Source organism: Desulfotomaculum sp. OF05-3 (assembly GCF_003435535.1).
GTDB lineage: Bacteria > Bacillota > Clostridia > Lachnospirales > Lachnospiraceae > Pilosibacter > Pilosibacter fragilis.
The window spans coordinates 27,827-53,310 of sequence record NZ_QWGO01000016.1 but is presented as its reverse complement, the minus strand read 5'-3'; the positions used below and the strand labels follow the sequence as shown (position 1 = coordinate 53,310).

Sequence of the window (25,484 nt, the reverse complement as noted above, 5' to 3'; positions counted from 1 at the left end):
TTCCACCATTTCTCCACTATTTTAAGAGCGGAACAAGTTCATCCACAAGCTCGTCGATGGAAAGAATTCCATAAGGAAGATCCATTCCGGCTTCCTTTAATTCATCTGCCAGTTCCGTTACCTGCGGCACATCGAGGCTGTATTTTTTCAGTTCCTTGACTCTGGAAAAGACCTCTTTCGGGGTTCCGTCCATCACGACATGTCCACCGTCGATAACGACCACGCGGTCTGCGTCAATGACCTCTTCCATATAGTGGGTGATCAGAACTACCGTGATCCCTTCCTGACGGTTCAGTTCATGAACCGTTTTAATGACCTCGCGGCGTCCGTTCGGGTCTAACATCGCTGTCGGCTCGTCCAGAACGATACACCGGGGCTTCATCGCCATAACGCCAGCGATGGCCACGCGCTGTTTCTGTCCACCGGAAAGCTTATTCGGAGACTGAAGTCTGTATGCTGTCATCCCCACCGCCTCAAGGCTCTTGTCGACCCGCGCCCAGATTTCCTCCGTCGGAACTCCCATATTCTCCGGGCCGAATCCAACGTCCTCTTCCACCACGTTTCCGATGATCTGGTTATCCGGGTTCTGGAATACCATTCCCGCCGTCTTTCGTACATCCCAGAGATGCTCCTCGTCGTCCGTCCTCATTTTAGAAATATAGACGGTTCCATCCGTTGGAAGCAGGATTCCGTTCATCAGCTTCGCGAATGTGGATTTTCCGGATCCGTTGTGTCCTAAAATCGCTACGAAATCGCCTTCCTTGATGTCCAGAGAGACGCCCTTTAACGCATGGCTGACCTCATCCTTGTCTTCCTCTTCATCGTGCCTGATATAGTCAAAGATCAGGTTCACTGCTTTAATGATTCCCATAGAAATCCTTTCTCGTTTTTCATAAACTTCAAGTGACTGCGGCGCCGCATACACCTTCAGGCTGCCGCGACAAATGTTTACACGTTTCTAAATTTTAGTTGATATCTCATAGTAAGTCAAGTGTTTTCGCATGGTTCCAGGAGCTTACCTTTTCAGATATGTGAAAACGGCATGACACAGGATTTCTCCCATGACATGCCGCCCATCATTCCTTTCTAACTTACCCAGAGCCCCGATGCATCCAACGTATATCCGTCGATCACAGTGGACGCTGCCATCGCTCCGTTCGCGTTCAGGTAATACCACTGTCCCGGTGCAGTCTGACGCCAGCCTGTTGCCATCGCTCCGTCGGCATCCATGTAGTACCAGACACCGCCAACCTGCTTCCAGCCGGTCACCATCTTTCCGTCACTTTCGAGGTAATACCACTTATTATTGACCAGTCTCCATCCCGTCACCATGTATCCGTTCTCGTCGAAATAATACCAGGTTCCGAGGATCCGGTACCACTGGGAGGTCACGATCTGACCATTCTCGTCCACATATTTCTTTCCATCCGCGTAATTCTTCCAGCTGCCCTCCGTGTCACCCAGGTCATCCAGGTAGCGGTCGGAGGAGACGATATACTCGCTGCTCTTGCGGTACTTCGCATCGTTCGTTGTCTTTCCCACCGCGCGGATCTCGTAATAGTAGTTTCCCTCTCTTCCCATATACTCGGAGAGGTCCTTGCTGGTTCCCGTCGCATCGATGGTCCGGAGATAATAGTCATCCCGGTACAGGCGGATCTGATATCCCGTCGCGTAATCGACTTTCTTCCAGACCGCTTTCATATGATTCGAAGCGCTCCATCCGGCTTCATCCGGAGTTTCCAGCCAGACTACCGGGTAGTAAGTGACTGTGACCTTCAGGTCATCATCCACTTTCACTGCCTTACTCAACGTCGCACCGGAGATCTGGCAGGACTTTGAACCGTAGCTGGAGGAGAACTCTCTTCCGCTGGAGGAAAGAATCAGCGTTGCCGTCACTTTCGTTCCAGGATTCCATTTTTCTACATCCTTGCTCCACTCCACGGATGTGATCTCGATCCCGTAGCTGCCGCAGCTGATCTCCGGCTCCTCGATCACGCCGGGATCTTCATACTTGTCTTTAAAGGTGATCCTTATAGAATTCACCGTCGGCGCAGCCAGTGCAGGAAGAACCATCCATATCGTCATCGCCATCAGAATTCCTGCTGCCGCAAGCCATTTTCCAAAAGTTTTCTGTCTCATAAGGTGCTCCTTTCCTGTATTTTCAGTCTGCTGGAAAATATTCCGACGATTTTCACCGCATAACCGCATGCCCTGCAGGTTCAGATCTTTACTGCGGTTTTCTCCAGATACCGTCATGATCTACATAGAAGGTATCGATCACTTCATTGACCGCCTTATGTCCATCCGGATACAGGTAGTAGATCTGTCCGTCGATGTTCTGCCATCCTGTGAGCATTCCGCCGTCGCCGCCGAGGTAATAAGCCTTATCACCCAGCGTGATCCAGCCGGTCACCATAGCTCCGCTCTCGGAGAGATAATACCAGGTATTGTTGTAGAGAAGCCAGCCCGTCTGCATCTTTCCGTCACCGTTCATGTAGTAATAAACGCCGTTCTTCATCTGCCAGCCGGTGAGCATCATTCCGTTTGCGTCAAATAAGTACCAGATATTTCCGATAAATCCCCAGCCGTTCTTTAAATAAGTTCCGTCCGGGTAACGATAATACCAGCGGTTTCCGTCGAGGATCCAGCCGACCACATTCACATTTGACGGGGCCTGCTGGGAATTTCCGGAATTATTTGTGCTGCTGTTGTTGCCGCTTGACGGCTTTTTCTTTGCCGCTCTCGCCGCGTCATTCTCATCGATATAGACCTCATCGGATATGGTCCAGTCGCTCTTTGACGCGTACTTGGATACCTCATCGTTTGACGGGAGCGCGCGCACCTTAAAGGTGTAGGTTCCCTTGGAGCTCATATACGGAAAGAGATCACAGCTGCTGGTGTGGATCTCGCCGCTCTTGTAGACGTTCTTGCTGCCGCGGTAGAGGTACACCTCGTAGGACGCGTCCTCAACGGCCTCCCACTTCGCGAGTCCGAGATCGGAGCTTCCGGACTTTGTGGTCTGCCAGTATGCCTCGCCCGGCGCGTCAAGATCGCCCTTTGCCGGTTTTGTCTTTACGGTAACCACCAGACGGTCGGAAGATGTTCTCGAAGCGCTGACAAAAGTTCCGTTCTTTACCTTTACCTTTGAGGAAGTGTAGGAGCTGCTGCTGAACCTATAGTCATTTAAAGTCTTTAAAGTAACTTTCATGGTGTAGGTTCCGCCGATCTTCACGTCGTTCTTTGTGGAAGACCACTTTGCGGATACGATATCATATTTATCGTTGTTCGGGATCGATACCTCGCAGTTATCAGAATTGTATCCCACATCAAGATCCGGCAGGGATTCCCCCACCGTCGGTGTCACATCCAGCGTGATGCTGACACTATTCACATAACTGGTCGCCGCAAACGCTGTCTGCGCCCCGGATACCGCAAACACGACCGCCATGACCCATGCGGCCATCCATGTACTTATTTTTTTCCATTTTCTTTCTGCCATAGGATTGCCTCCCCTCAAGTATCTTTCTTTAACTATATTATAAGGTTGGACAATATCTCCCGTCAACTTACGATATTCTGTCTTTTAGCGGCAAATCCGTGGCAGTTTGAGGCTTAGAATCTGCATTTTCCTATTATTCTTCCATTTTCCATATTTACCGTTGATCCTGTCATTTTCTGTGTAGTTTTAGTCTGTCCTCAGTGCGTCGATCGGATTCAGCTTCGCCGCCCGGCTCGCCGGCATGTAACCAAAGATCAGTCCGATGGCAACAGAAACGCTAAACGAGATCACAACTGCTGTCATGGTCGGCGGCGCGTCGATTCCCATGAGGGCACCGATTCCCGTACTTGCTAAGGCTCCGATCATGATTCCGATGATTCCGCCGATGGAGCTTGTGACCAGCGCCTCGATGACGAACTGCAACATGATCACGCTCTTCTTTGCGCCGAGGGCCTTCCTGATGCCGATCTCCCTGGTTCTCTCTGTCACGGACACCAGCATGATGTTCATGACACCGACGCCTGCAACTAACAAGGAGATACCCGCGATACCGCCCAGCATCATGCTCATCATGGCAATCTGCTCATTTAAGGAATCGAGAAGGGAGCTCATTGCTGTCACCGTGTAGAGGTTTTCGCTCTTCATCTTTTCATAGAGAAAATTTTTAAGTTCTGTCGTACATGTTTCCGTGTCGTTGATGTCCCGCGATGTGAAGATATAGTTGTTGATCACAGCATTTCTCGCCATCTTCACAGCTCTGGAATACGGGATCCACACAAAGTCATCCATACATCCGTCATCGAACTCAGAGCTGCTCTCCGTCTGCCGTTCCACAACGCCTACGATGGTGTAGCTGTCACCGTTTAACTTGACCGTCTCGCCCACGGCGTTCTGGGAGCCGCCGTAGAGCTCCTCCGCCACGTAGGCGCCGATGACCGCGACTTTTCGTCTCGCCTCCATGTCGGAGTACTGGAGATTTCTGCCATACTCGATCTCGTAGTCCTTGATTGCGAGATAATCCTCACTGTAGCCGCCGACACTGGTGGAATCCATGGTGTCAGAGTCATGTTTTACCGTGACGCTGACGGACACGTTCGGGGACATGTTCTCGTAGAGGTCTGAATGTTCCTCGTAGAACTCATAAAATTCGTTCACATCAATACTTCTGGATGCCACCGCCTTGTACTGGACCGTGATCTGATTGACGCCCATGGAAGAAAAGCTCTCCACCATGTAGGACATATAGCCGTTGACGATGCTGACCAGGATGATCACCGACGCGACTCCAATGATGATGCCGAGCATCGTCAGAAAGGACCTCAATTTATTGCCCCAGATACTTTTTAACGCCATTTTAAATGATTGCAGCATACTTTTTCACATCCCCGTCGAAATTGATCTTTCCGTCATGGATCCGCACCACCCGCTTCGCCTCCAGGGCAATGGAGCTGTCGTGGGTGATCATGACGATCGTGTTTCCTTCTTCATTGAGTTTCTTTAAAAAATCAAGCACCTCCCGGCCTGTCCTGGAGTCCAGGGCACCCGTGGGCTCATCCGCCAGGATTAAGGACGGATCTCCTGCGAGAGCCCGCGCGATGGAGACTCGCTGCTGCTGGCCGCCGGAGAGCTGGTTCGGAAGATTCTTCCATTTTTCGTCGAGACCGACCTTTTTTAAGGAATTCATGGCCCGCTCCCGCCGTTCTTTCTTGTCGTAACCGGCGTAAAGGAGCGGGAGTTCCACGTTCTCTAAGAGATTTAACTTTGGAAGCAGGTTATACTGCTGGAAGATAAAGCCGATCATGCGGTTTCTGATCTCCGCCAGCTCGTTGTCGGACATATCCGCCACGTCCTCGCCGCCGAGGAAATATTCGCCCTTCGTCGGGACATCCAGGGCTCCGATGATGTTCATCAGGGTTGATTTTCCGCTTCCGGATTTGCCGACGATGGCGACGAACTCGCCTTTGTTGATGGAAAGGCTGATGCCGTCGTTGGCGTGGACTTCCTCGTCGCCCATGTAGTAGATCTTGTAGATATTGCGCAGCTCTATCAGAGGTTCCTGCTTTTCCAACTTCTCATGAACTTTTGAAACTGCCTCTTCCTGTTTCATCGGCTCTTCTGCGGTATCTATTTGTATTGAGAATTCAGTCTTTTCCATACAATTTATCTCCTATACACTACTGGGATCTTCGTCCGCTGCCACCGTTGCTGCCGCCAGGACCTCCGTTTCCGTCAGGACCGCCCGGTGCGCCTCCGCCCATATCACCGCCAGGACCGCCCATGCCGCCCATCTGCATCTGATCGGTCTGCGTCGAGCTTCCGGAATCGGAGGAAATGTAGACCTCGTCCCCCTCAGAGAGGCCGGAAAGGATCTCCACATAATCGTCGTTGATGATTCCAGTTGTCACCTGGACCACCTCAAAGCCGTCCGGGACGTTGCTGCTGCCGGATTTTCCGGAGCCGGAACTCTTCTTCACATACACTCTGTTTCCACGCATCAGCGCGCTGGCCGGGATCACCAGAGCATTCTCAGAGCTGTCGAGAATGATCTTCGCATCCACGTTCATGCCCGGAAGAAGACTTCCCGTATCATCCAGAGTCACTGTCACCGGATAGTTTGTGACACCGTTGGAGTAGCTGCTCTGCAGACTCACATTTGTGACGGTTCCTGTGAATGTCTCACCTTCCACCGCATCCGCCGTGATCTCCACAGACTGGCCGACCTTGATGCTTGAGACATCGAGTTCATCCACGGACATCTCTAGTGTCATGGTGGACAGGTCGTAGATCACCGCCATGGTGGTCGTTCCGCTGGAACTCTTGGAGATCTTATCCCCAACCTTCGCGTTTTTCGTGATCACTGTCCCCGAGATCGGCGCTGTGATCGTGTAGTCATCCACATTGTCCTGGGTATTGCTCAGCTTGTTCTCCGCGTTTTCCAGATTGTCATCTGCGCTCTCCACTGCATCCTTGAATTCCTTTAAATACTCTTCCGCCGTCTTTGTGGTCACCTGGAACAGCTCGGAGTTTTTCTCCACATAAGAACCTTCATGAATCAGAAGGTTCTCGATCTCGAGACTCTTGTTTCCGGAGAGCTCCACGCTCAGGGTCGTCTCCGTCTTCGCCGTGAATGTTCCCTCGGCACTGCACACAAATCCGTCGACGGTCACGGATGCCGCGGTGTCTGTCGTGAGTCCGCCTGGGTTTGATACCTCGACCGTCACGTTCTTCACGAGACGTCCTCCGGAGAGTGTCTCCTCCATGCTGCTGACAACCGTGACGGTTCCGGAGATCTGCTCGCCGGTGTCCTCCAAAGTCACTGCCGCCTCGTCACCTACGTTGATCTCCGCCGCCTCGCCTGAGAGGAACGGGACTATGATCTTCATAACAGAGTCATCATAGAGATCCGCGATCTTCGTTCCATTATTTACCTTATCGCCCTCTTTGATATAGAGAGTCTTGATATATCCGGACGCTGTGGAGCGGTATGTATTTCCGGCGATCCGCGCTGTCTCCTCGGCGTAATCGGACTGTGCCGTCTGGGCACTCTCCTTCGCCCTCTGAAGGCTGGTCTGGGCAGAACTCAGGTCAGAGTCCATGGAGGATGCGTCGATCCGGTAGAGGACCTGACCTTTTTCTACAACATCGCCTTCCTCAAAGTTCGCCTCGATGACCTCTCCTTCCACCAGGGACGTCACCTCGTAGGTGTCCTTCGGTGACAGGGAGCTGGACGCCGTGAGCTCTGAACTGATGTCCGTCCGCTTCACTGTCGCCGTTGACACAGACTGGTCACCCTGACGTTTCTGGCTCGAGGTTTTTTTCTTATAGAGGAAAAATCCGCCAAGCAGCGCTGCCAGAACCACTATAAGCACGATCACGATCCTTCCGCTTTTTCCTTTCCGTTTTTTCCGCTTTTTCTCTACGTCCACCTTTTCGTTCTCCATACTCGTTCCTTTCCTGTCTATTGAAATCTTCCGCTTCTCTTAACTATGTTCCAGATCTGAATTTCCTTGCCTTAATTTTCTCACCCGCATTCCTTCTGCGGTATTTCTATTTCATGTATTATATGTATATTCGTAACTAATCAATAATCTCCGACAACATCTACAACCGTATAAGTCGCATTTTCGTCGCTTCCGCTCTTCTCCCACACAATGGCAACCTTGTCATCCACCTCAAACTCTCCGTAGACGGAGAACAGGTACTGGAGCTCCGATCCGCTGATCTGGAACTCATCGCCCTCACCGCCGTTGTCCTGGTAATCGGTGTTTAAGACCACCTTCACCGGTGTGAACGGGTCGCTGGAATCGTAGTAGATCGCCTTGATCCGGCCCTCCGTGGCGCCTTTGTTCTCGCCGCCGTTGGAATAGGCGAAGATCATCTTTGTCTCCTCGTGGTAATAGATCACGGTGGCGTAATCGTTGATCTCGCTCTCATCGGACACCTCGCCGTTTAAAAACATGGTAGCGTCTTTCAGGGAAAACGGAACAAGACTCTTTAAGTTCCGGCTGTCATTGTCTAAGATCTTCGGTCCCTTTAAACTGTTATCCAGGATCGAGGATGTATTGATCTCGCCGTCGGAATTGTAGGTCAGGTCAAATATCTTACTGCCGTACTGGTTTCCTTCTTTTGTCTTCGCCTTCATCAGGTTATAGAACAGGTTGATGCAGTCTTCCCTCGTGAGGACCTCGTCAAGATCACGATAGATCCCAGAATCCAGGGACAGGGACTTGAACTTCGCAAGGCGGCTCTCCTGAAGACTTCCGGAGAAATCCTCGTTTGTGTATCCTAAGACTCCCAGGACTGCCTTGATGGCATCCCGCATCGTAACTCCCTCGTCCGGCTTAAAGTTTCCGCCGAGATAACCGGACATCCAGGAGTTCGTCGCCGCCGTGCGGATCGCCGCAGAATACTGGGATTTTGAGGAGACATCCGCGAATACAGATACGGTTCCCGCCGCGTTTGCCGCCTCCTTGTAGTCCGATGCCTTTACGAGGAGTTCCGCAAATTCACCTCTCGTCACATTCGCCTGGTAATTACTCGTCGTTATAATTCCAAGCAGGCTCACCGCTTTCTTCCTCATTTCAAATGTGGTGCTGACCGCGTAAGCGTTCACCGTCATTCCGGCCCCCACCGCACAGACCGTCAGACTGACCGCTATTATCTTTCCTCTTCTCATTTCCGTTCTCCTTTCATCCGCCTTGACGGCCAGATCATCAGCCCCTGCAGGTCATCTCTTTCCAGATCCATTGCCTGATTTCCATTGACTGCTGCGTACACTCGTCATCACGGGATCTTTGTACTTTTAAAGTACATATACTCCTGGTTCCTTGCATTTTTCTTACTGTTTATTACGTTTCTGCAATAAACTCTATCAGAAACTTGTGATTCCTCTGTGTTCGACCTGTGTTCAAACTGTGAAGGATGTCACACAAAACAGGGCATATCTGCGGCAAAATTGTGGCATGAAACAAAAAAGACCCAGAACAGATACCACTTTCGGTACCCGCTCCAGGTCTTCTCCCTATTCTCACACCCCCGGCAGCCGCCCGATCACATCGATCCCGGCGAACACCAGAAGTCCGTTTTTTATGATAAAATTTAAGATCACGATCCCCGCCGCTGCGTAAGCGATCCGGTCATCCAACTCCGGTCGGAATCTCCTGTTTCCCGTGGCAAAATACAGGATCCAGGAAGCCGCAGCCCACACAGCTACCGATGCCATATACGGCACCACCGGATGGTACAGAAAGCTTAGTACCGGATGCCCTGAAAGGAGTGCCCGGACGGCTCTCGTTCCCCCGCATCCCGGACAGTAAAGCCCGGTCATCATCTGAAACAGGCATGGCATCCGGAACCATGCCGGGATCATAATCTGGCTGCGATCTTCTGGCGCAGTCCACCGACCTTTGCTGCTGCCGAGTCGAACTCTCCCCCTGTCATCTCACCGGTCAGAACCGCGAACTCATCTGTTCCTTCCAGTGTCACAAATTTCACGTCACCGAAAGCTGCCGCAACGGCCTCTTTCTTTGCTCTCTCAGAACCCTCAAACCGTGCAAAGTACTTTCTGGAAAGCTCAGCCGCCGGATGTACCTCAAGCTTCTCGCTGCTCCAGCCGATCTTCTCCGGCTCATCGCCGAAACGGACTGCGGAGATCATATCCCCGACAACGGCGCTGGCTGTCGGCAGTTTCCCTGCTCCGCTTCCATAGAACATGGACGCGCCCAGCATATTCCCCACAACGAGGATTCCGTTGAACACATCTGTCACCGCATACAGCGGGTCCTTCGCGTCCACGAGGACCGGCGCGACCTCCAGATAGATCTTTCCATCTTTATTCACGCTGGTTCCGAAGAGCTTGATCGCCGCACCCATATGTGCCGCGTAGCTGGAATCCATGGAAGTGATTTTTGTGATTCCCTGGGTCGGGATCTCCTCGTAGTTTACTTCTTTTCCCGTTGCGACCGCAGTCAGGATCGCGATCTTTCTGCAGGTGTCATATCCTTCAATATCCGTCTCCGGGTTGCGCTCCGCGTAGCCCAATTCCTGAGCGCGCTTTAACGCCTCCTCGAAGCTCCATCCCTCCTCATTCATCTTTGTGAGGATGTAGTTTGTGGTTCCGTTTAAGATACCGGAGATTTCTAAAATCTCCTCACCGCCGAGACACTCCACAAGCGGGCGGATGATCGGAATACCGCCGCCGACACTCGCCTCAAACAAGAAGCTGATGTTCTTTTCCGCGGCGATCCGGATCAGTTCTGTCCCATTGGCCGCAACCAGTGCCTTATTGGAAGTCACCACATGCTTTCCCGCGAGCAGGCAGCGCCTTACAAACTCGTAGGCCGGTTTTGTTCCGCCCATGGTCTCCACAACGATCCCGATCTCCGGGTCATTTACGATCTGTTCCACATCATGGATCACAAGCTTCTCCACAGGACTTCCCGGAAACTCCCTGAGATCCAGGATATATTTTACTTCTATCGGCTCTCCAGCCTTTTTTTCTACGCTTTTGCAGTTCTTATCAAGAACCTCATACACGCCGGAGCCGATGGTTCCGTATCCCATAATTGCCGCTTTCATCCGTCTATTTCTCCACTCCTAAAATTTTCACATTCTGTACGCCTTTTAAGTGCTCGATCTCCTCAACCATACCGGCAACATTTCCCGTGTCGGAGAGGACTTCCACACTGAGCGTTACCGTCGCGGATCCGTTTACCGGGATCGTCTGGTGGATCGTAAGGATGTTCGCGCGGTAATCCGCAACGATGTGGAGCAGGTCAGACAGAAGCCCCGGCTCGTCCATCATCTGGGTCACAAGAGTCACGGTCTTTCCTCTCGTGTTGTCGGAAAACGGAAGAATATCATCCTTATATTTATAGAAGGAACTGCGGCTTAATCCCACCTGCTCCGCCGCCTCCTGCACCGTCATGTTCTTGTCCGCCTCAAGCAGACGTTTCACCTCAACGACTTTTTGAAGGACTTCCGGCAGCGCTTTGTCACGTACCACATAATATTTGTTTTTTTTCTCCATATATCAGACCTCGCAAGCTAAAAATTTCTTTTTTATTACCGAAATCATACGTTTCATCGATTGCTCTGGCACGTTACCATATGTGCGTCCCAGAAAAACATGTGTACGCAAGAATCTTAGCATATTTTGGATACTTATGCAAGCAGATGTTCGCTGTCTGGCAAAATCCACAGTTATTGCGTTACTGTACGCGCATGCGTGTACAGTAACGTGATTTTGCCGATGCTTCGCATTCCAAATCGGCAAAATCTGCTACCAGAAGTGTATCGTACGGAATTTTCAGTTCAGAAAATTCCTACCCGTGTACAGTAACGTTATTGCTCTTAAAACAAGAAGGGAGAACCTGCAGATCAGGTTCTCCACTTTTTTATTTCCATTTCGGATCGTTTTTACCGATTTTTCAGTTTTAATTCCAGTTTCAGAATTTTTCTCTTTTTACAGATGCTCTTCCAGCTCACTGTTCCTATGCACCCCAGTGATCGCATACTCTGCCCACTCCGCGATATTTGTGGCGTGGTCGCCGATGCGCTCGTAGTATTTGGCGATCATGAGGATGTCCAGGATCTGTTCCTGGGTGGCCTCGCCGTTTAAGATACCGTCTGCCAGTTCTTTCTTCACCTGGGAGAACATATCGTCGATCACGTCATCGTAGGCGATGACTTCCTTTGTCTTCCTGAGGTCCTCGTTTGCGAAGCTCTCAACGCTCTCGTGGACCATGGACGCAACGGCTTTTGCCATCTCGCCGAGTCTTGTCGCCTTTACCGGCTCTAAGAGGTCTGTGGTCTTGATGATCTCCGCGATATCGCCCGCCTGGTCACCGATACGCTCCAGGTCTGTGATCATTTTTAATGCGGATGAGATCTTTCTTAAGTCACTCGCCACCGGCTGCTGCTCTAAGAGAAGCTTCAAGCACTTGCTCTCGATATCTCTCTCCTTTAAGTCCACGTTCGCATCGTCTTGCAGGATCTTCGCCGCCTGCTCCCGGTCCATGTGCATCAGTGCCTCGTAAGTCCCGTCGATCATTTTCTCGCAGAGCAGTCCCATCTCCGCCAGCATCTTATGCAGCTCTTCCAATTGCTTTAAAAACGCGTCTCTCATAATCAGCCAAACCTCCCTGTGATGTAGCTTTCTGTCCGTTCGTCCCTCGGGTTCGCAAACAGATCACCTGTATTATTGTACTCGACGACCTCACCTAACAGAAAGAACGCTGTCTTGTCAGAGATACGCGCCGCCTGCTGCATGTTGTGGGTGACGATCACGATGGTGTATTTATCCTTTAATTCCATCGCCAGGTCCTCGATCTTCGATGTGGAGATCGGGTCCAGGGCGGAGGTCGGCTCATCCATCAAGATCACCTCCGGCTCCACCGCCAGGGTTCTCGCGATGCAGAGTCTCTGCTGCTGTCCGCCGGAAAGTCCCAGGGCACTCTTATTTAAGCGGTCCTTAAGCTCATCCCAGATCGCCGCCTGACGCAGGCTTTTCTCAACGATCTCGTCGAGATCCGCCTTTCTCGTGATCCCGAAGATCCTCGGGCCATAGGCGATGTTGTCGTAAATACTCTTCGGGAACGGGTTTGGCTGCTGGAATACCATGCCGACCTTGTGGCGCAGCGTGATGGCGTCCATATCCTTAAAGATGTTCTGTCCGTCAAGCTCCACTTTTCCGTCGATCTTTACATTCTCCACAAGATCGTTCATCCGGTTCAATGTCTTTAAAAATGTCGATTTTCCGCAGCCGGACGGTCCGATGAACGCGGTGATCTCATGGGCGCTGATCTGCATGTTGATGTCCTTAAGCGCATGGAACGCGCCGTAATGCAGATTCAGCTTTTCGATATCAAATTTCGGTTTCATATCAGTCATATATGTTTTCCTCTCTAAAACTCTCATATGCCATCCTCAGGGTTTCATTACTTCTCCCTTAAGAATCGTCATCGAGGTCCTCTTCCGAATGTTTCTTATGCTGCCTCGCCGGAGCTCTTTTTCTTCAGATGATGGCTCCACACGTTCGCGCCGATGCTGAATGCCAGGACCAGGATCATAAGAACCGCGGAGGCGGTGTTCGCCAGTGCCTTATCCTGACCGTTTACCTGAAGGTTCCAGATCTGGATCGACAATGTCTCTGCCGGGCGGAACGGGTTGAAGGGGCAGGTCGGGGCTGCCAGGTTCCATTTGCCCCAGCGCAGGTCGCTTCCGGATCCTGTGGTGTAGAGGAGCGCTGCCGCCTCACCGAATCCACGTCCCGCCGCCAGGATGACGCCTGTCATGATGCGCGGGAGACATGCCGGGAGAAGTACATGGAAGATGGACTGCCATTTTGTCGCTCCAAGACCTAAACTCGCCTGAAAATATCCCGCCGGGAGTCCCTTGATGGCATCCTCGGTGGTCGTCGTGATAAGCGGAAGTGTCAGGATCGATACGGAGAGGGCACCCGCCATCAGGCTCTTTCCCATTCCGAAGAATACGAGGAATACCAGGTATCCGAACAGGCCCACAACGATGGACGGAAGGGAAGAAAGTGTCTCGATACACATTCTCAGAAACTTTGTCATTTTTCCCTGTTTCGCATACATGGCCAGATAAATTCCGGCGCAGACACCGAGGGGGATGGATACCAGCAGGGAGATAAATACGAGATAGATCGTGTTGAACAACTGGTTTCCGATGCTTCCTTTTCTCGCGAAGCGGAACATCTCCGGCTTTGCCCCCATGAGACCGCCGATGATGACCTTACCCGCAAAGCCGATCAGAAGAGCGAAGAAGAAGATCGCAACCAGGTAGAAAATGACTGTCATAACACGGTCCACATCGCGTGAACGTCTGATCTTACTTTCCATGGTCTAATTTTCCCCCTTTGCTGCGAACTGCTTTACCGGCACCGCGGTCGTGCTTATTTTCACGGAAGTGCTTGTTTTTTCTTCTTTCTCCGGCTTCACCGCTGTCACATGATGGATCAGGAAGATGAAGAACAGGGAGATTGCGAATAACAGTAGTGCCATGGTCCAGAGTGCGGATTTCATCTCGCCGCCCTCCATGGCGTTGCCCATCTGGGCCGCGATCTCGGTGGTCAGAGTCTTTGTCGTTGAAAAAATGCTTGTGGGAAGCGCTGTTGTCTGACCGATGACCATGGCAACCGCCAGGGCCTCACCGAAGGCTCTCGCGAGACCTAAGATCACGCCGGAAATGATTCCAGGCGCTGCCGCCGGAACTACGATCCGGTATATGGTCTGCCAGCGGGTGGAGCCAAGTCCGTACGCCGCCATTCTGCATTCCTTCGGTACGGAGTGAAGGGCATCCGCCGCAACACTTGTGATCGTCGGGAAGATCATGACCGCGAGGACCAGCCCCGCTGCCAGGATAGAATGTCCCACCTGACGGTCAAACACGGTCTTGATCGCCGGTACAAGCACTGTGAGTCCCACCCATCCGTAGACAACCGATGGGATTCCGGCAAAGATCTCGACTACCGGGCGGTAGAATTTCTCTCCGAACTTCGGGGAGATCTCCGTGATGAAGATCGCTGATCCCAGGGAAAACGGAGTCGCGATAAGAAGTGCCAGGCCGCAGGTGCAGAGCGACCCAGCGATGAAGATCAGCGCACCGATGCTGCCGCCGCCTGCCATATTATCTTCCGGTGCCCAGTCTGCAGATCCTAAGAATTCCAGGAAGGAATGTCTGTAAACCAGGAATGTGGATGATCCCTTGTATACAAGGAACGCGCCGATCACGATCGTCAGAAGAATTACGAACAGTCCACAGACGGTCATCAGATCCCGCCACAGATATTCTCTGACGAACATGCTTTTTTCTTTACCATTCTTCATAAGTCCTCCTGCTTCCTATATTCGAAGCAAATTCTATCATAAATCATATCGGGGCGGGCCAGATTCGTCTGCCCCGCCCCTGTTTCGCAGCTCTCTTGTCCATGTCCTCTTTTTTCTTTCATCCGGTCGGATCATGGCTCACTGCCCGGTCTTAAGTTTTGTCTCAATTAATGCTCAGTATTTGTCATCTTGGAAGATACGCCGTATCCTAAGGATTCCATCTTTGCGCCGTACTCATCGGACATGATGTAGTCAAGGAATGCGCTTACAACTTCGTCCGGCTCACCCTTTGTATACATATGCTCAAATGTCCATACCGGATATTTTCCAGCGTATGTATTTTCAAGTGTCGGCTCTACGCCATCGACTGCTACGGTTGCAACTCCTGCATCACCGGTCAGATAGGAAAGTGCTACATATCCGATCGCACCCTTTGTATCTTTTACATTCTGAAGAAGAACACCGGAATCATCTGTTTCCATGGAAGTGTTGGAAGCTTCCTCGTTTCCGTCAAGAGCGTATTTCTGGAAGGTTGCTCTTGTACCGGAGGATGTCGGTCTTGTTACAAGGACAATGCTCTCATCCGGTCCGCCAACCTCTTTCCAGTTTGTTGTCTTTCCTGTGAAGATGTCGATGAGCTGCTGTTTTGTAAGATCCTCAACGCCGCCTTCTTTTACATCGTTGTTTACGATCGGAGCCATTGTGACTACGCATACCTGATGATCAACAAGCTCTTTTGCCTGTGTCTCGTCAAGCTTTGCGGAGGCCTCAACATCGGAGTTACCGATATTTACGGTTCCCTCGGAAACCTGCTTTAAGCCCTCTCCGGATCCTCCTGCGTCGATCGTGATGGAAACGTCCGGGTATTTCTCGATAAACATGTCTGCTGCATCGTCAACCAGCGGTTTTAATGCGGAAGAACCTGCCGCTGTGATCGATCCTGTAAGATCTGCTTTTTTCTCTGCTGCTGTTGTCGCTGCTTCTTTTGCTGTCTCTGCTGCTGCCGCAGTTGTTGTCGCTGCTGCTGTCGTGGATGCTGTACTACTGCTGCTTCCGCATCCTGTCATCATGCTGACTGCTAATACTCCTGCACCTGCAAGTGCCATTACTTTTCTTGTTTTCATAATTCTTTTCTCCTCCTCAAAGATCTTTGTTTTTGTTTTTTCGTAACTGTTCAGTAGGTCTGCGCACTTGCTGCGCTGACCGTAAGAAAACATAGGCTGGAAGGCAAAAATCCCATCAGCGAAGCTGATCTGGAATGGATTTTTGCACGTAACTATGAAGGTACTGAATAGTTACGTTTTTTCTTTCTCTGTACAGTATTATTTTTATCACGAATCCCCGAAACCAAAAACCATGGTTCGGTAACTACTTTGTATAATCTATGTAAATTGTAAATTCAGATTTTCGTTTGAAAATATAGCCGGGTAAAACCTTTCCACTGTGCCGGACTACCGCGAATTCAAAAAAATCAGCCATTTGTCGAGATTTTTCACAGTAGTACCGTTATCGCACAGGTATGGATATGGCCCGCTGCACGCAAAAAAAGACGCACCATCTGGTAGTCTGGAATATTTCTTCCAAATCAATCAGACGATGCGTCTTGATCCTTAAGATCCTATATTTCCTTTATAACCTTTTTGCCTGGCCCTTGTTCCTAAACTCCAGCAGCCGGACCTTCCGGTGCAACTGTTCCGCCTGGAACAGTCACAGAACTCGGTCCTTCTGTCTGGGCTGCCGGGCCGGCGCTTGTGGTCGCCTCCGGAACAGCGGTGGACTTTTCATATCCCGGTCCCACCGGATTCTCCGCTGTGGTCTCCTGCGGATTTGACGGACGGAACTCCTCCGTGGAAGTCTCCGCCTCATCTGTCGGGCTCACTGCGTGACTCTCTGTCGGCTTCACATAGATATTTCCATGCTCATCCGTCTCATAAGCGGCGCTGGTCTCATGGCTTCCGGAAGAAGTTTCGATCGGCTTGCCGTCCGGTCCTGTCTCAGTTTCACCCGTGCTCTCAGATTCCTTCTTGGATTCTTCGAGCATGGACTCCATCTGGGATTCTTCCTGACTCTCCTTCTTACTCTCCTCTTCAGCGGAAAGTGTCGTGGCCTCCGTCTCGCCCTTCGGGATATATCCCTGATCCGTCGCTACATGATCGATTTCCTTGCCAGCCTTATTCAGTCCAGTAAGTTCAGCGATCTTATTGCTGATCGTCTGGACCGTGCTGGATGGCTTGTAGTCCTCTTCACCATAGAGGAACTTGTGAAGGCTTGTAACATTGCTCACGAGTGTCTGCGGGATAACACAGGACAATTTCAGCTTGCCGATCTTCATCTTCTGCTCTCCGCGGGCTGCCGGGAATCCGGTCGTCTCACCGAGATGGTATTTCGTGACATTCTTCGCCATCGGAAGGATATCATTCATATTGATATTTGTCGCGCACATCGCGGACATATTGCCGATCAGGCTGTTTAATGTCGCAAAGTCTGCCTTTTTCGCCTTCTCGAATGCCTTCTGGATTACAAGTCTCTGGCGCTCTGTACGCGCATAGTCACTGTCCATCAGACGAAGACGTCCATAGGCAACGGCCTGTACGCCATCCAGATGGTTCACACCTGCTTTCTTTAACTGTACAGAACCAATTCCGGTACCTTTTACCGTCTCTGTGATGAACGCGTTGATGTAGTAGAACTCGGACTTACTGATATCGATGTCGACACCGCCGAGGATGTTGATCGCTGTTGCGACTGCCTTCCAGTTGAACGCTACATAGTGGGTGATGTTGAGATCCAGATTCTTATTCAGGGCTTTTACGGCCTGTTCCGGACCACCCATCGCATATGCCGCGTTGATCTTATTGTATGTGTTCTTGTCGCTCACATTCAGGTAAGTGTCGCGGAATACGGATGCCAGCTTGATCTCTCCGGTCTCACGATTTAAGTTCACGATCATGATAACATCGGACTGGTTGCCTTTTCCTGTGGAATTGTCACGGGAGTCCAGGCCAAATACCGCAATGGTCCAGTAGCCTTTTTCCATCTTATCTCTCATTTCCAGAGAGATGTTCTCATTCCGAACGTCCGCAATATCAAAATTATTCTGTCCGTTCATCTTTCCGAAGTTGTGCTGGATATAGCCGTATACCGCTGCGGCAAAACCCAGGACCAGAACGATCAGGGCGATCAGAACACCGATGATGATCTTTTTCTTCTTGTTTCCGTTTTTCCGTCTTCTGTGATTGTGGGAAGCTGCCCCATGGCTCTTTGCTGCGGCACGGCCTGCACGGCTTCCCGGGTCAGCACTCATAGAATACAGATCTTCCGTCCTGTGAGTGCGGCGTTTTGCGGACGTCTCACTCTCGCTCTCACGCCGTCTGCTCTTTCTGGCGCGGGAACGGTCTAATTCGTCTTCATAATTCATGTCATTTGTCCTCGTCTTAGTAAGCGTTTTTATTGATGAATCCCTTGAAAACCGTCAGGAACATGATCTTGAAATCAAGACCAAGTGTCCAGTTCTCGATATAATAGAGATCATGCTCGATCCGTTTAATGATCGAAGTGTCTCCACGGTAACCATTCACCTGCGCCCAGCCGGTAAGGCCCGGACGGACCTGATGCTTGATCATATATCGCGGGATTTCTTCCTTAAATTTTTCAACGAAAAATGGCCGTTCCGGTCTCGGACCCACAAGACTCATATCACCAATCAGGATATTAAAGAACTGCGGCACCTCGTCGATGCTTGTACGGCGGATAATTTTTCCGATGAGAGTTACACGGGCATCTCCCTTTGTTGTCCAGCGGCTCTTCTCCTTGCCTGGATCCTGAACCGTCATGGAACGGAATTTATACATTTTAAACGGCCGGTTGTGAAGGCCGACTCGTTCCTGACAAAAAATGATCGGTCCCGGAGATGTCAGCTTTATGAGCACTGCCACGATCAGCATGATCGGGGAGAAAAGTACGATCCCCACGATCGCACCCACGATATCGACGGCTCTCTTTACCATCGCGTTCATCGGATCATTCAACGGAACGCGGCGGATATGGATCACCGGCAGGCCCTGGAGATCTTCCATATACGGGATCGTCGGGATAATGTTCCCGTAATCCGGGATAAACTTCGTGTGCACGCCGGATTTTTCACAGAGAGCAACGATATGGCGGAGTTTTTCATACTCGCTCAGGCTCAGTGTGACGGCGATCTCATCGAGACTGTTCTGCTCTAAAATATAGTCGAGGTCCTCGATGCAGCCGATGACCTTTACTCCCTTATACTCACTTCCGCGTTCCTTCGTATCATCAATGATCCCGCGGATCGTGTACCCCCATTCCGGATTCTTGTTTACCCGGTCGATAAACCCTTCCGCTGCGGAAGAGTAACCAACTAACAGGATATGTTTCTGATTGTATCCTTTTGAGCGCATGGAACGAAGCACGATCCGGATTCCATTCCGCTCAATGGTCATAAACGCCACGTTCAGCACATAGAAATATACGACCAGTCTCTGGGAGAAGTTGTAGAGATGCGGCTCTTTTCTTCCAAAGTACAGGATCAGACCAAAAATAAGGAGTCCGATCGTGTTTGCCTTGAATATCTTTCCGAATTCATTTCTGCGTCCGAGTACACGCTTCGGCGTGTACAGTCCAAAAAAGGAGTACAAAAGCAGATACGCCGGAATAATGACAAGGAGCGCGCCAAAATAAAAACCGACCTCAAGTGTCCGTTTTCCGAGCAGGTTCGCCCATCCGCTTCCGATTACGATAAACCATGCAAGCAGATAAGAGAATGCGGTCACGAAGGCGTCAAGCACAACGTGAAAACGGTTGAGGCTCTTCTGATTATCTTTGATCATATAATTTTCACCCTGTTTTCCAAGGAACATGCCGGTCAGAATTCTTTCCGTGGTCAGCGCATGCACAGCTGCGCCAGCCAATTCCCCACGGCAGGTATTTTCAACTATACCATGCCCCGGCAGACTGCCTTTCTCAAGTCACTCCCCCGGACATAGTACCGCCATCATAAAAAATATGCATACATAGTATACATAAAATTTACCCATTTGCATATAAACGATTTCTTAAGAAAATCTGAGATTTCCGTAAATTATTCGTTTATTTTGCATAAAAGCAGCCGTTCAGCCTATCCGCACTGAGCCGGCCGCACAGCGTCCGGCGAAGAATCTCAGGATTTCGCTCCAAGCTTCGCCGCCTGTCTCCTGGAAAACTCATAAACATAGACTGCGGTTCCGGCGATCAGCTCAAGCTGGATCCCGATCTCCCGCTGTATTCTTCCTTTAAAGGAAGGGACGCGTTTACAGTCCTTTAATGTTCTGATCCCCTCAAGGAATCCGGACACATAGTCTTTTCCGAACCCCATCTTTTTAAAAAACAGGAACTTTACAAATGTTCCCGCGAGAAGACACGGAGAATTTAAAAGCAACTGCCATGCGCGCATATTTTTGTAATTCAGATACACATTATTCCTCGCGGCAAGCTTCACCTTAAAGGAATTATACTTCGATCCGCTTGTCCCGCTGCCTACATGGTACACCACAGCTTCCGGGCAGAATACGTTGTCATATCCGTAAAGCTTCGCCCGGTATCCCACATCGATATCCTCGAGGTAGGCAAAGTGCATCTCATCGAAGTATCCGATGGTCTCGAACACTTCCCGGCGGTAGATTGCCGCACCGGCACACGCCGTAAAGACGCGGCAGCTCTTTTTATAAAGCTTTTCCGGACGCCCGACGCCCCGCTGGAACGCCCAGCCGAGGACGCTGTACATGTCTCCGGCATCGTCCATAAGATCCGGGTGGTACATCTGGATCATCTTGCTGCTGACGGAAAAGATCTTCTCCGACCGGTCCATGGCCCGCTCCAACGCTTCGACGTAGTGGGGAGCCACTTTTGTATCATTATTTAATAAGATCACATACGGCGTATCTGCCGCCCTGATCCCCACGTTTACCGCACCGGAAAAGCCAGTGTTTTCCGGAAGAAAGATCGACGGGATCTCCCGCTCCTTCAGCCATTCAACACTTCCGTCCGTGGATCCGTTGTCCACCACCAGGATCTTGAAATCCTTCATCGTCTGCGCTTCAAGAGCCTCAAAGCACGGTTCCATAAACGAAAGTCCGTTGTAATTCGGAATTATGATCGTTGTCTTCATTCGTCTAACGGTACCTCCAGTTTATATGGTTCCCCGATTTTTTCCTTTTTCAGGTCACGCAGCGCAAAATTTGATTTTCTCAGTGTCAGGTTCGGATTGTAGTACGGATCTCCGTCTCTCAGGATCTCCGGCCAGCGCTTCGCGAAGGTGGCGATCTCACGGTTAAATCGCTCCACCTTCTCCGGTGTGTCCTCAAGTCCGCGAGACTTGGATTCATAGTGGTGAAGCACCGCATAAGGCGCGTATACTACAAGTTTTCCGAGCTTTCTCACCTTCATGCAGTAATCAATATCATTGAAAGCCACCGCGAGCTCTTCTGTAAATCCCCCCACAGCGTCAAATACGGAACGCTTGCTCATCATGCAGGCCGCTGTGACCGCGCTGTAATCCTGGGCACACATCGCGCGGTTGAAATAGCTGTTCTCGGATTTATGAAGTCCGATAAACGTATGACCGGCGATACCGCCGAAACCGATAACAACACCGGCATGCTGGATCGTGTCATCCTCATAGAGCAATCTCGCTCCGGCGATCCCCACGTCCTCTCTCTGGACAAAGCCAAGCATCTCTTCCACGAAATTCTTTGCAATCAGCTCGATATCGTTGTTCATGAACAGAAGGTACTCGCCCTTTGCGTGCTGTACGCCGAAATTGTTGATCGCAGAGTAGTTGAACTCTCTCTCCCAGCGGACAACGTGCACGTTCGGGAACTCCTTCTGGATTTTCTCGTAGTAATCCCAGGTCGCCTGTTCCGTACTGTTGTTCTCCACGATGACGAACTCCAGGTTCTTATAGGTTCCCTCCGTCAGCATCGGGCGGATGCAGTTGTCGAGATCCACGGTGTGGTCCTTGTTCGGGATAATTACAGAGACCAGCGGGTCATCCTTGATCTCAAACGTCGTGTGATAGATCCCGTAATCCACACCCTTTTCCACCTTTTCTGCCTCAATGCCCACTCTCTTATAGTGGTCCATGATGGCACGGGAACCGGCTGTGAAGGCATAAAGCTTGCTCTCGGGGTTGCTCGCCGTGGAATTTGGGTGGCAGCGCCAGTGATAGAGCACCTTCGGGATATGGCAGATCTGCTTTGCATTCTCTGTACAGCGGAAAATAAAGTCGTAATCCTGGGCTCCGTCATATTCCGCCCGAAAACCGCCGACTTTATCGAGCAGTTCTTTTTTCACCACAAACAGATGGCAGATATAGTTGACGCTCGTCAACAGGTCCGGATTGAAATCCGGCTTGAAATGCGGGTCGAACAGTTCATCCCCATCCATGTCAAGCTTGTCCTCATCGGAATAGAGGACATCGCAGTTTTCATTCTCATTCAGTTTTTTCGCGCACTCAAAGAGCGCGTTCGGTGTCAGACGGTCATCATGATCCGCAAGAACAATGAAATCACCTTCTGCCATCTCAAGGGCGACGTTCGTATTTCCGGAGATACCGCGGTTTTCCCCCAGTACCTGATAGCGGATCCTCGCGTCTTTCTCCGCATATTTCTTTAAAACATTCTCGACACTCTCACCCGCCGGGCTGCCGTCCGCGATGCAGAGTTCCCAGTTCGCGTAGGTCTGCTCCACGATGGAGTCCAGCATTTCCTTCAGGAATTTCTCCGGAGTCTTATAGACCGGGATCACGATCGAAAATTTCGGCATATAATCGAACTTCTTTTTCTTCTGCTCTTCCAGCTCTTCCTCTGACGGTTTCGTGAGATTCCACCACTCTGCGTAGTCGTAATCGTCATCAATCCCCTGGATCTTGTGCTTGGATTTTAAGATCAGGGCTTTCAGGCCATTTTCCTTTAAGAAGTCCCAGGCAACATGGACTGTCTCCATGTTCATAAGGTTCATGAGCTTCTGTACCTTGCGGTTTGCCGCGCCGGTTTTTCTGCGGATCGTCATATCGCTGTATTTCACACGGGTCGTCTTCTTCTCGCCGCAGATCACAAGATAATAATTCTTTCCATGTTCATACGGAAAACGGATATCAAAGCCGAGATCACGGTCGATGATCTTCTTATAATAGATCTGGCTCACGTCATCTCTTCTCGTCGGAACGATCTTTGCCTTCACCGGCTGTCCCGCTTCATCCTCGACCCGGTAGGTGATCACGGAATCCGGGTTGCTCTCAACAGCCCAGCCATTTAACTGGATCGTCTGCTCCCGGACTCTCATCACTTCAACACTGTACTTCATACTTCCTCCTGTGCACCGGCCGGTGTATCAAAATTGATGCGCTCCTCCTCCACAACGAGCGGGCGGTGCATCACACGGGTATTGATGCTCATGATATACTCGCCAAGCAGGCCGATAAAGAAGATCTGGACAGATCCAAGAAAACACATTCCGATGAGAAGCGGCGCCATACCTGCCATAAAGCGGTCCCAATATAAGAGTTTCATGATCAGATATATGACTGCTACGATAAAGCTCACGCCACCGCAGAAGGCGCCGAAAAAGGTTGCCAGGCGCAGGCCCGCTTTTGTGTAGGACGTAAAGCTGAGCATCGCCGCGTCATATAATTTATAGAAGTTATTGTGGGTCTTCCCCGCGCGGCGCTTCGGCTGCTCGTACGGGATCTCTTTTCTCTTAAAGCCCAACTCCGCAACAATCCCGCGAAGGAACGGGGTCGGATCGTTTAAGTTTCTTAAGACCTCGATAAACTGTCTGTCGTAGAGTCCGGAGCCTGTAAAGTGCTCGATCTGCTCCACGTCGGATAATTTCCGGATCAGTTTGTAGTAGCAGCTTCTGAGCCAGTACATCACCGGGTTCTCTTTGCTGCTCGTCTTGATTCCGATGACGATCTTATAGCCATTCTCCCACTCGTGGACATACTTCGGAATCAGTTCCACCGGATCCTGGAAATCCGCCACCATGGAGATCACGCAGTCACCGGTTACCTGAAGGATTCCATAATATGGAGAATTGAACTGTCCAAAGTTTCTCGCGTTGAAGATCGCCTTGATCTTCGGATTCTTCGCGCAGAGCATGCGGAGCAGTTCTCTCGTCTTATCGGTGGAGTCGTTGTCGATGAAGACCAGCTCATAGTCGTACTGAGGCAGTTCTTTTGTGATAATGCCGATGACCGCTTCGCTGATCGGAACGACATTCTCCTCCTCGTTATAGCATGGAATCAAAACGCTGATTTTTTTCATGTTATATTTTCTTCTTCCTTAAATTTTACCTGACCGGTACCTTCGGGCACCTTTGTCAGTTTCTTTCAGCAGTGCGGCGGGCGCCGATCTGCTGAACTTTTTTTCTAAATTGTTGCCTAGTCTTTAACTTTTATCATTGTAACCATTTTTTCTGTTTTGTCAATACTCGACGTATTTCGCGGCATTTTTTCCCAATCTGTGATCGGTCTGCATTTTCAACTGATTGCTGCCCTCTCTGCCGCCCCAGAATTGCTTTCTCGTTCAGTTAAATGGTTCTCTTTCTGAGCGCGATCATCCTTGTAATTCCGGTCTTGAAATCGACCTCTGGCTTCCATCCCGTCACCGTCTCCAGCTTTTCGATGGACGGCATCAGATTGATCAGACCTTCGGCGTTCTCCCCGCGGGTGTTGTATTGGCTCTCGCCCTGTCCGCCGCAGAGTTCGTGGATCTCCTCCACAAATTCCTTTAATACCTTTGTCTCAGCACCGCCGAAGTTAAATACAGGATTTTCAAGTCCCTCAAACGCACTTTCCGGGGCTTCGCAGAGTGCCGCCATCCCTCTAGCCAGATCGTCGATATAGAGGAAATTCCACTTCTGGGTACATGCCCCCAGAGACATTTCCTTATTACTTAAGAATATGTCCAAACAGGACTCCACTAACGTCCACGGGTGGTCCCCGGGGCCGTAGGCGCTGAAGATCCTGGCGTGAATGTACCGCAGTCCCAGTTCATCACAGAGTTTTTCTCCCTTTTCCCGCATGGCAAGCTTCGCCTCTCCATACAGGGATTTCGGCTCGCAGACCGCGTCCTCCGTGATCAGATCCTGGTGCATTCCGTACTCCGCCTGGGAGCCGGAGAACAGGAACTTTTTACAGCCTAGGGCTTTCGCCGTCCGAATCGTCTCCAGAGAGATCTCCATATTCTTCTCCTGAAGCGCCTTGTCCGTTCTTGACACGCTCCCGGATCCTCCCCAGCCGAAATGGCAGAACACGTCCTGCGGTTTTGTCACTTTTTCTAAAAGTTTTTCCGGCTCGGAAAGATCATTTTCCGTCACGAGAAGACGCCCGGATAAAAGTGCCTCCTCATTTCCCTCAAGGATCGTATCAAGTTTTGAGGATTTGGGGCGCACAATGGCGGTCACCGTGTGCCCTCTCCGTAAGAGTTCCCGCACCGTTGCCGCGCCGACAAAGCTCGTCGAACCTGTCATGATGATATTCATATTCTGCTGCCCCTTTCCTCATTTAACGCTGATCAATCATCCATCTTATTCCCGATTGCCAGTATATTGTACATGATGTTACTGTATACGGG

21 protein-coding genes are annotated in these 25,484 nt (G+C 50.7%); all 21 read right to left on the bottom strand.

What is annotated here, in order from left to right; genetic code table 11:
* Positions 1-16 precede the first annotated feature (16 nt).
* The 21 genes from DXA87_RS10040 to DXA87_RS09940 all read right to left on the bottom strand — a co-directional run bounded on the left by DXA87_RS10040 (position 17) and on the right by DXA87_RS09940 (position 25,392).
* The gene (locus DXA87_RS10040) at positions 17-871 is read right to left on the bottom strand and encodes an energy-coupling factor transporter ATPase (protein WP_015553378.1); all 855 of its coding nucleotides are present in this window, start codon (positions 869-871) and stop codon (positions 17-19) included.
* 215 nt (positions 872-1,086) lie between these two features.
* Positions 1,087-2,139 carry an N-acetylmuramoyl-L-alanine amidase family protein gene (locus DXA87_RS10035; RefSeq protein ID WP_158553068.1) on the bottom strand — a complete coding sequence of 351 codons (1,053 nt, stop codon included), beginning with the start codon at positions 2,137-2,139 and terminating at the stop codon, positions 1,087-1,089.
* Between the two features lie 88 nt (positions 2,140-2,227).
* Positions 2,228-3,499 (bottom strand): N-acetylmuramoyl-L-alanine amidase family protein, encoded by a 1,272-nt coding sequence (locus DXA87_RS10030; RefSeq protein ID WP_117504203.1) that lies wholly within the window; start codon positions 3,497-3,499, stop codon positions 2,228-2,230.
* A gap of 186 nt (positions 3,500-3,685) precedes the next feature.
* On the bottom strand, positions 3,686-4,870 hold the full coding sequence (locus DXA87_RS10025; protein WP_117504201.1) for an ABC transporter permease: 1,185 nt from the start codon (positions 4,868-4,870) through the stop codon (positions 3,686-3,688).
* Entirely contained in the window at positions 4,854-5,606 is a 753-nt protein-coding gene (locus tag DXA87_RS10020) for an ABC transporter ATP-binding protein (RefSeq protein WP_117504245.1), read from the bottom strand. Before DXA87_RS10020 ends, DXA87_RS10025 begins: the two co-directional genes overlap by 17 nt.
* Positions 5,607-5,673: 67 nt before the next feature.
* Positions 5,674-7,440 carry an efflux RND transporter periplasmic adaptor subunit gene (locus DXA87_RS10015; protein WP_117504199.1) on the bottom strand — a complete coding sequence of 589 codons (1,767 nt, stop codon included), beginning with the start codon at positions 7,438-7,440 and terminating at the stop codon, positions 5,674-5,676.
* A 140-nt stretch (positions 7,441-7,580) separates the two neighbouring features.
* Positions 7,581-8,675: an S-layer homology domain-containing protein gene (locus DXA87_RS10010; protein ID WP_117504197.1), complete on the bottom strand. Its 1,095-nt coding sequence runs from the start codon at positions 8,673-8,675 to the stop codon at positions 7,581-7,583.
* Between the two features lie 351 nt (positions 8,676-9,026).
* Positions 9,027-9,368: a DUF2752 domain-containing protein gene (locus tag DXA87_RS10005; protein WP_117504195.1), complete on the bottom strand. Its 342-nt coding sequence runs from the start codon at positions 9,366-9,368 to the stop codon at positions 9,027-9,029.
* Positions 9,365-10,576, bottom strand: a complete 1,212-nt coding sequence (locus DXA87_RS10000; protein ID WP_117504193.1) for a homoserine dehydrogenase — start codon at positions 10,574-10,576, stop codon at positions 9,365-9,367. Before DXA87_RS10000 ends, DXA87_RS10005 begins: the two co-directional genes overlap by 4 nt.
* Before the next feature lie 4 nt (positions 10,577-10,580).
* Positions 10,581-11,027, bottom strand: coding sequence for an ACT domain-containing protein (locus DXA87_RS09995; protein ID WP_021905563.1), 447 nt, complete (start codon positions 11,025-11,027; stop codon positions 10,581-10,583).
* Positions 11,028-11,462: 435 nt separating this feature from the next.
* Entirely contained in the window at positions 11,463-12,125 is a 663-nt protein-coding gene (phoU, locus tag DXA87_RS09990; protein ID WP_117504191.1) for a phosphate signaling complex protein PhoU, read from the bottom strand.
* 2 nt (positions 12,126-12,127) lie between these two features.
* Positions 12,128-12,889, bottom strand: a complete 762-nt coding sequence (gene pstB, locus DXA87_RS09985) for a phosphate ABC transporter ATP-binding protein PstB (RefSeq protein WP_117504189.1) — start codon at positions 12,887-12,889, stop codon at positions 12,128-12,130.
* Between the two features lie 95 nt (positions 12,890-12,984).
* Positions 12,985-13,863 carry a phosphate ABC transporter permease PstA gene (pstA, locus tag DXA87_RS09980; RefSeq protein WP_117504187.1) on the bottom strand — a complete coding sequence of 293 codons (879 nt, stop codon included), beginning with the start codon at positions 13,861-13,863 and terminating at the stop codon, positions 12,985-12,987.
* 3 nt (positions 13,864-13,866) lie between these two features.
* Positions 13,867-14,850 carry a phosphate ABC transporter permease subunit PstC gene (gene pstC / locus DXA87_RS09975; protein ID WP_117485479.1) on the bottom strand — a complete coding sequence of 328 codons (984 nt, stop codon included), beginning with the start codon at positions 14,848-14,850 and terminating at the stop codon, positions 13,867-13,869.
* Positions 14,851-15,017: 167 nt separating this feature from the next.
* On the bottom strand, positions 15,018-15,974 hold the full coding sequence (locus tag DXA87_RS09970; protein ID WP_242998033.1) for a phosphate ABC transporter substrate-binding protein: 957 nt from the start codon (positions 15,972-15,974) through the stop codon (positions 15,018-15,020).
* A 533-nt stretch (positions 15,975-16,507) separates the two neighbouring features.
* On the bottom strand, positions 16,508-18,268 hold the full coding sequence (locus DXA87_RS09965) for an LCP family protein (RefSeq protein ID WP_242992111.1): 1,761 nt from the start codon (positions 18,266-18,268) through the stop codon (positions 16,508-16,510).
* A gap of 16 nt (positions 18,269-18,284) precedes the next feature.
* Positions 18,285-19,703, bottom strand: coding sequence for an undecaprenyl-phosphate glucose phosphotransferase (locus DXA87_RS09960; protein ID WP_117469303.1), 1,419 nt, complete (start codon positions 19,701-19,703; stop codon positions 18,285-18,287).
* A 329-nt stretch (positions 19,704-20,032) separates the two neighbouring features.
* The gene (locus DXA87_RS09955; RefSeq protein ID WP_117504185.1) at positions 20,033-21,019 is read right to left on the bottom strand and encodes a glycosyltransferase family 2 protein; all 987 of its coding nucleotides are present in this window, start codon (positions 21,017-21,019) and stop codon (positions 20,033-20,035) included.
* The gene (locus tag DXA87_RS09950) at positions 21,016-23,214 is read right to left on the bottom strand and encodes a glycosyltransferase family 2 protein (RefSeq protein ID WP_117504183.1); all 2,199 of its coding nucleotides are present in this window, start codon (positions 23,212-23,214) and stop codon (positions 21,016-21,018) included. Before DXA87_RS09950 ends, DXA87_RS09955 begins: the two co-directional genes overlap by 4 nt.
* The gene (locus DXA87_RS09945; protein WP_015553360.1) at positions 23,211-24,173 is read right to left on the bottom strand and encodes a glycosyltransferase family 2 protein; all 963 of its coding nucleotides are present in this window, start codon (positions 24,171-24,173) and stop codon (positions 23,211-23,213) included. Before DXA87_RS09945 ends, DXA87_RS09950 begins: the two co-directional genes overlap by 4 nt.
* A 265-nt stretch (positions 24,174-24,438) precedes the next feature.
* A complete protein-coding gene (locus DXA87_RS09940; protein ID WP_117504181.1) occupies positions 24,439-25,392 on the bottom strand; it encodes an NAD(P)-dependent oxidoreductase in 954 nt (317 codons plus the stop codon).
* Positions 25,393-25,484 lie beyond the last annotated feature (92 nt).

Coding starts and splice junctions, on each gene's coding strand:
- DXA87_RS10040 (WP_015553378.1), bottom strand. CDS start 871: ATGGGAATCATTAAAGCAGTGAACCTGATCTTTGACTATATCAGGCAC.
- DXA87_RS10035 (WP_158553068.1), bottom strand. CDS start 2,139: ATGAGACAGAAAACTTTTGGAAAATGGCTTGCGGCAGCAGGAATTCTG.
- DXA87_RS10030 (WP_117504203.1), bottom strand. CDS start 3,499: ATGGCAGAAAGAAAATGGAAAAAAATAAGTACATGGATGGCCGCATGG.
- DXA87_RS10025 (WP_117504201.1), bottom strand. CDS start 4,870: ATGCTGCAATCATTTAAAATGGCGTTAAAAAGTATCTGGGGCAATAAA.
- DXA87_RS10020 (WP_117504245.1), bottom strand. CDS start 5,606: ATGAAACAGGAAGAGGCAGTTTCAAAAGTTCATGAGAAGTTGGAAAAG.
- DXA87_RS10015 (WP_117504199.1), bottom strand. CDS start 7,440: ATGGAGAACGAAAAGGTGGACGTAGAGAAAAAGCGGAAAAAACGGAAA.
- DXA87_RS10010 (WP_117504197.1), bottom strand. CDS start 8,675: ATGAGAAGAGGAAAGATAATAGCGGTCAGTCTGACGGTCTGTGCGGTG.
- DXA87_RS10005 (WP_117504195.1), bottom strand. CDS start 9,368: ATGATCCCGGCATGGTTCCGGATGCCATGCCTGTTTCAGATGATGACC.
- DXA87_RS10000 (WP_117504193.1), bottom strand. CDS start 10,576: ATGAAAGCGGCAATTATGGGATACGGAACCATCGGCTCCGGCGTGTAT.
- DXA87_RS09995 (WP_021905563.1), bottom strand. CDS start 11,027: ATGGAGAAAAAAAACAAATATTATGTGGTACGTGACAAAGCGCTGCCG.
- phoU (WP_117504191.1), bottom strand. CDS start 12,125: ATGAGAGACGCGTTTTTAAAGCAATTGGAAGAGCTGCATAAGATGCTG.
- pstB (WP_117504189.1), bottom strand. CDS start 12,889: ATGACTGATATGAAACCGAAATTTGATATCGAAAAGCTGAATCTGCAT.
- pstA (WP_117504187.1), bottom strand. CDS start 13,863: ATGGAAAGTAAGATCAGACGTTCACGCGATGTGGACCGTGTTATGACA.
- pstC (WP_117485479.1), bottom strand. CDS start 14,850: ATGAAGAATGGTAAAGAAAAAAGCATGTTCGTCAGAGAATATCTGTGG.
- DXA87_RS09970 (WP_242998033.1), bottom strand. CDS start 15,974: ATGAAAACAAGAAAAGTAATGGCACTTGCAGGTGCAGGAGTATTAGCA.
- DXA87_RS09965 (WP_242992111.1), bottom strand. CDS start 18,268: ATGAATTATGAAGACGAATTAGACCGTTCCCGCGCCAGAAAGAGCAGA.
- DXA87_RS09960 (WP_117469303.1), bottom strand. CDS start 19,703: ATGATCAAAGATAATCAGAAGAGCCTCAACCGTTTTCACGTTGTGCTT.
- DXA87_RS09955 (WP_117504185.1), bottom strand. CDS start 21,019: ATGAAGACAACGATCATAATTCCGAATTACAACGGACTTTCGTTTATG.
- DXA87_RS09950 (WP_117504183.1), bottom strand. CDS start 23,214: ATGAAGTACAGTGTTGAAGTGATGAGAGTCCGGGAGCAGACGATCCAG.
- DXA87_RS09945 (WP_015553360.1), bottom strand. CDS start 24,173: ATGAAAAAAATCAGCGTTTTGATTCCATGCTATAACGAGGAGGAGAAT.
- DXA87_RS09940 (WP_117504181.1), bottom strand. CDS start 25,392: ATGAATATCATCATGACAGGTTCGACGAGCTTTGTCGGCGCGGCAACG.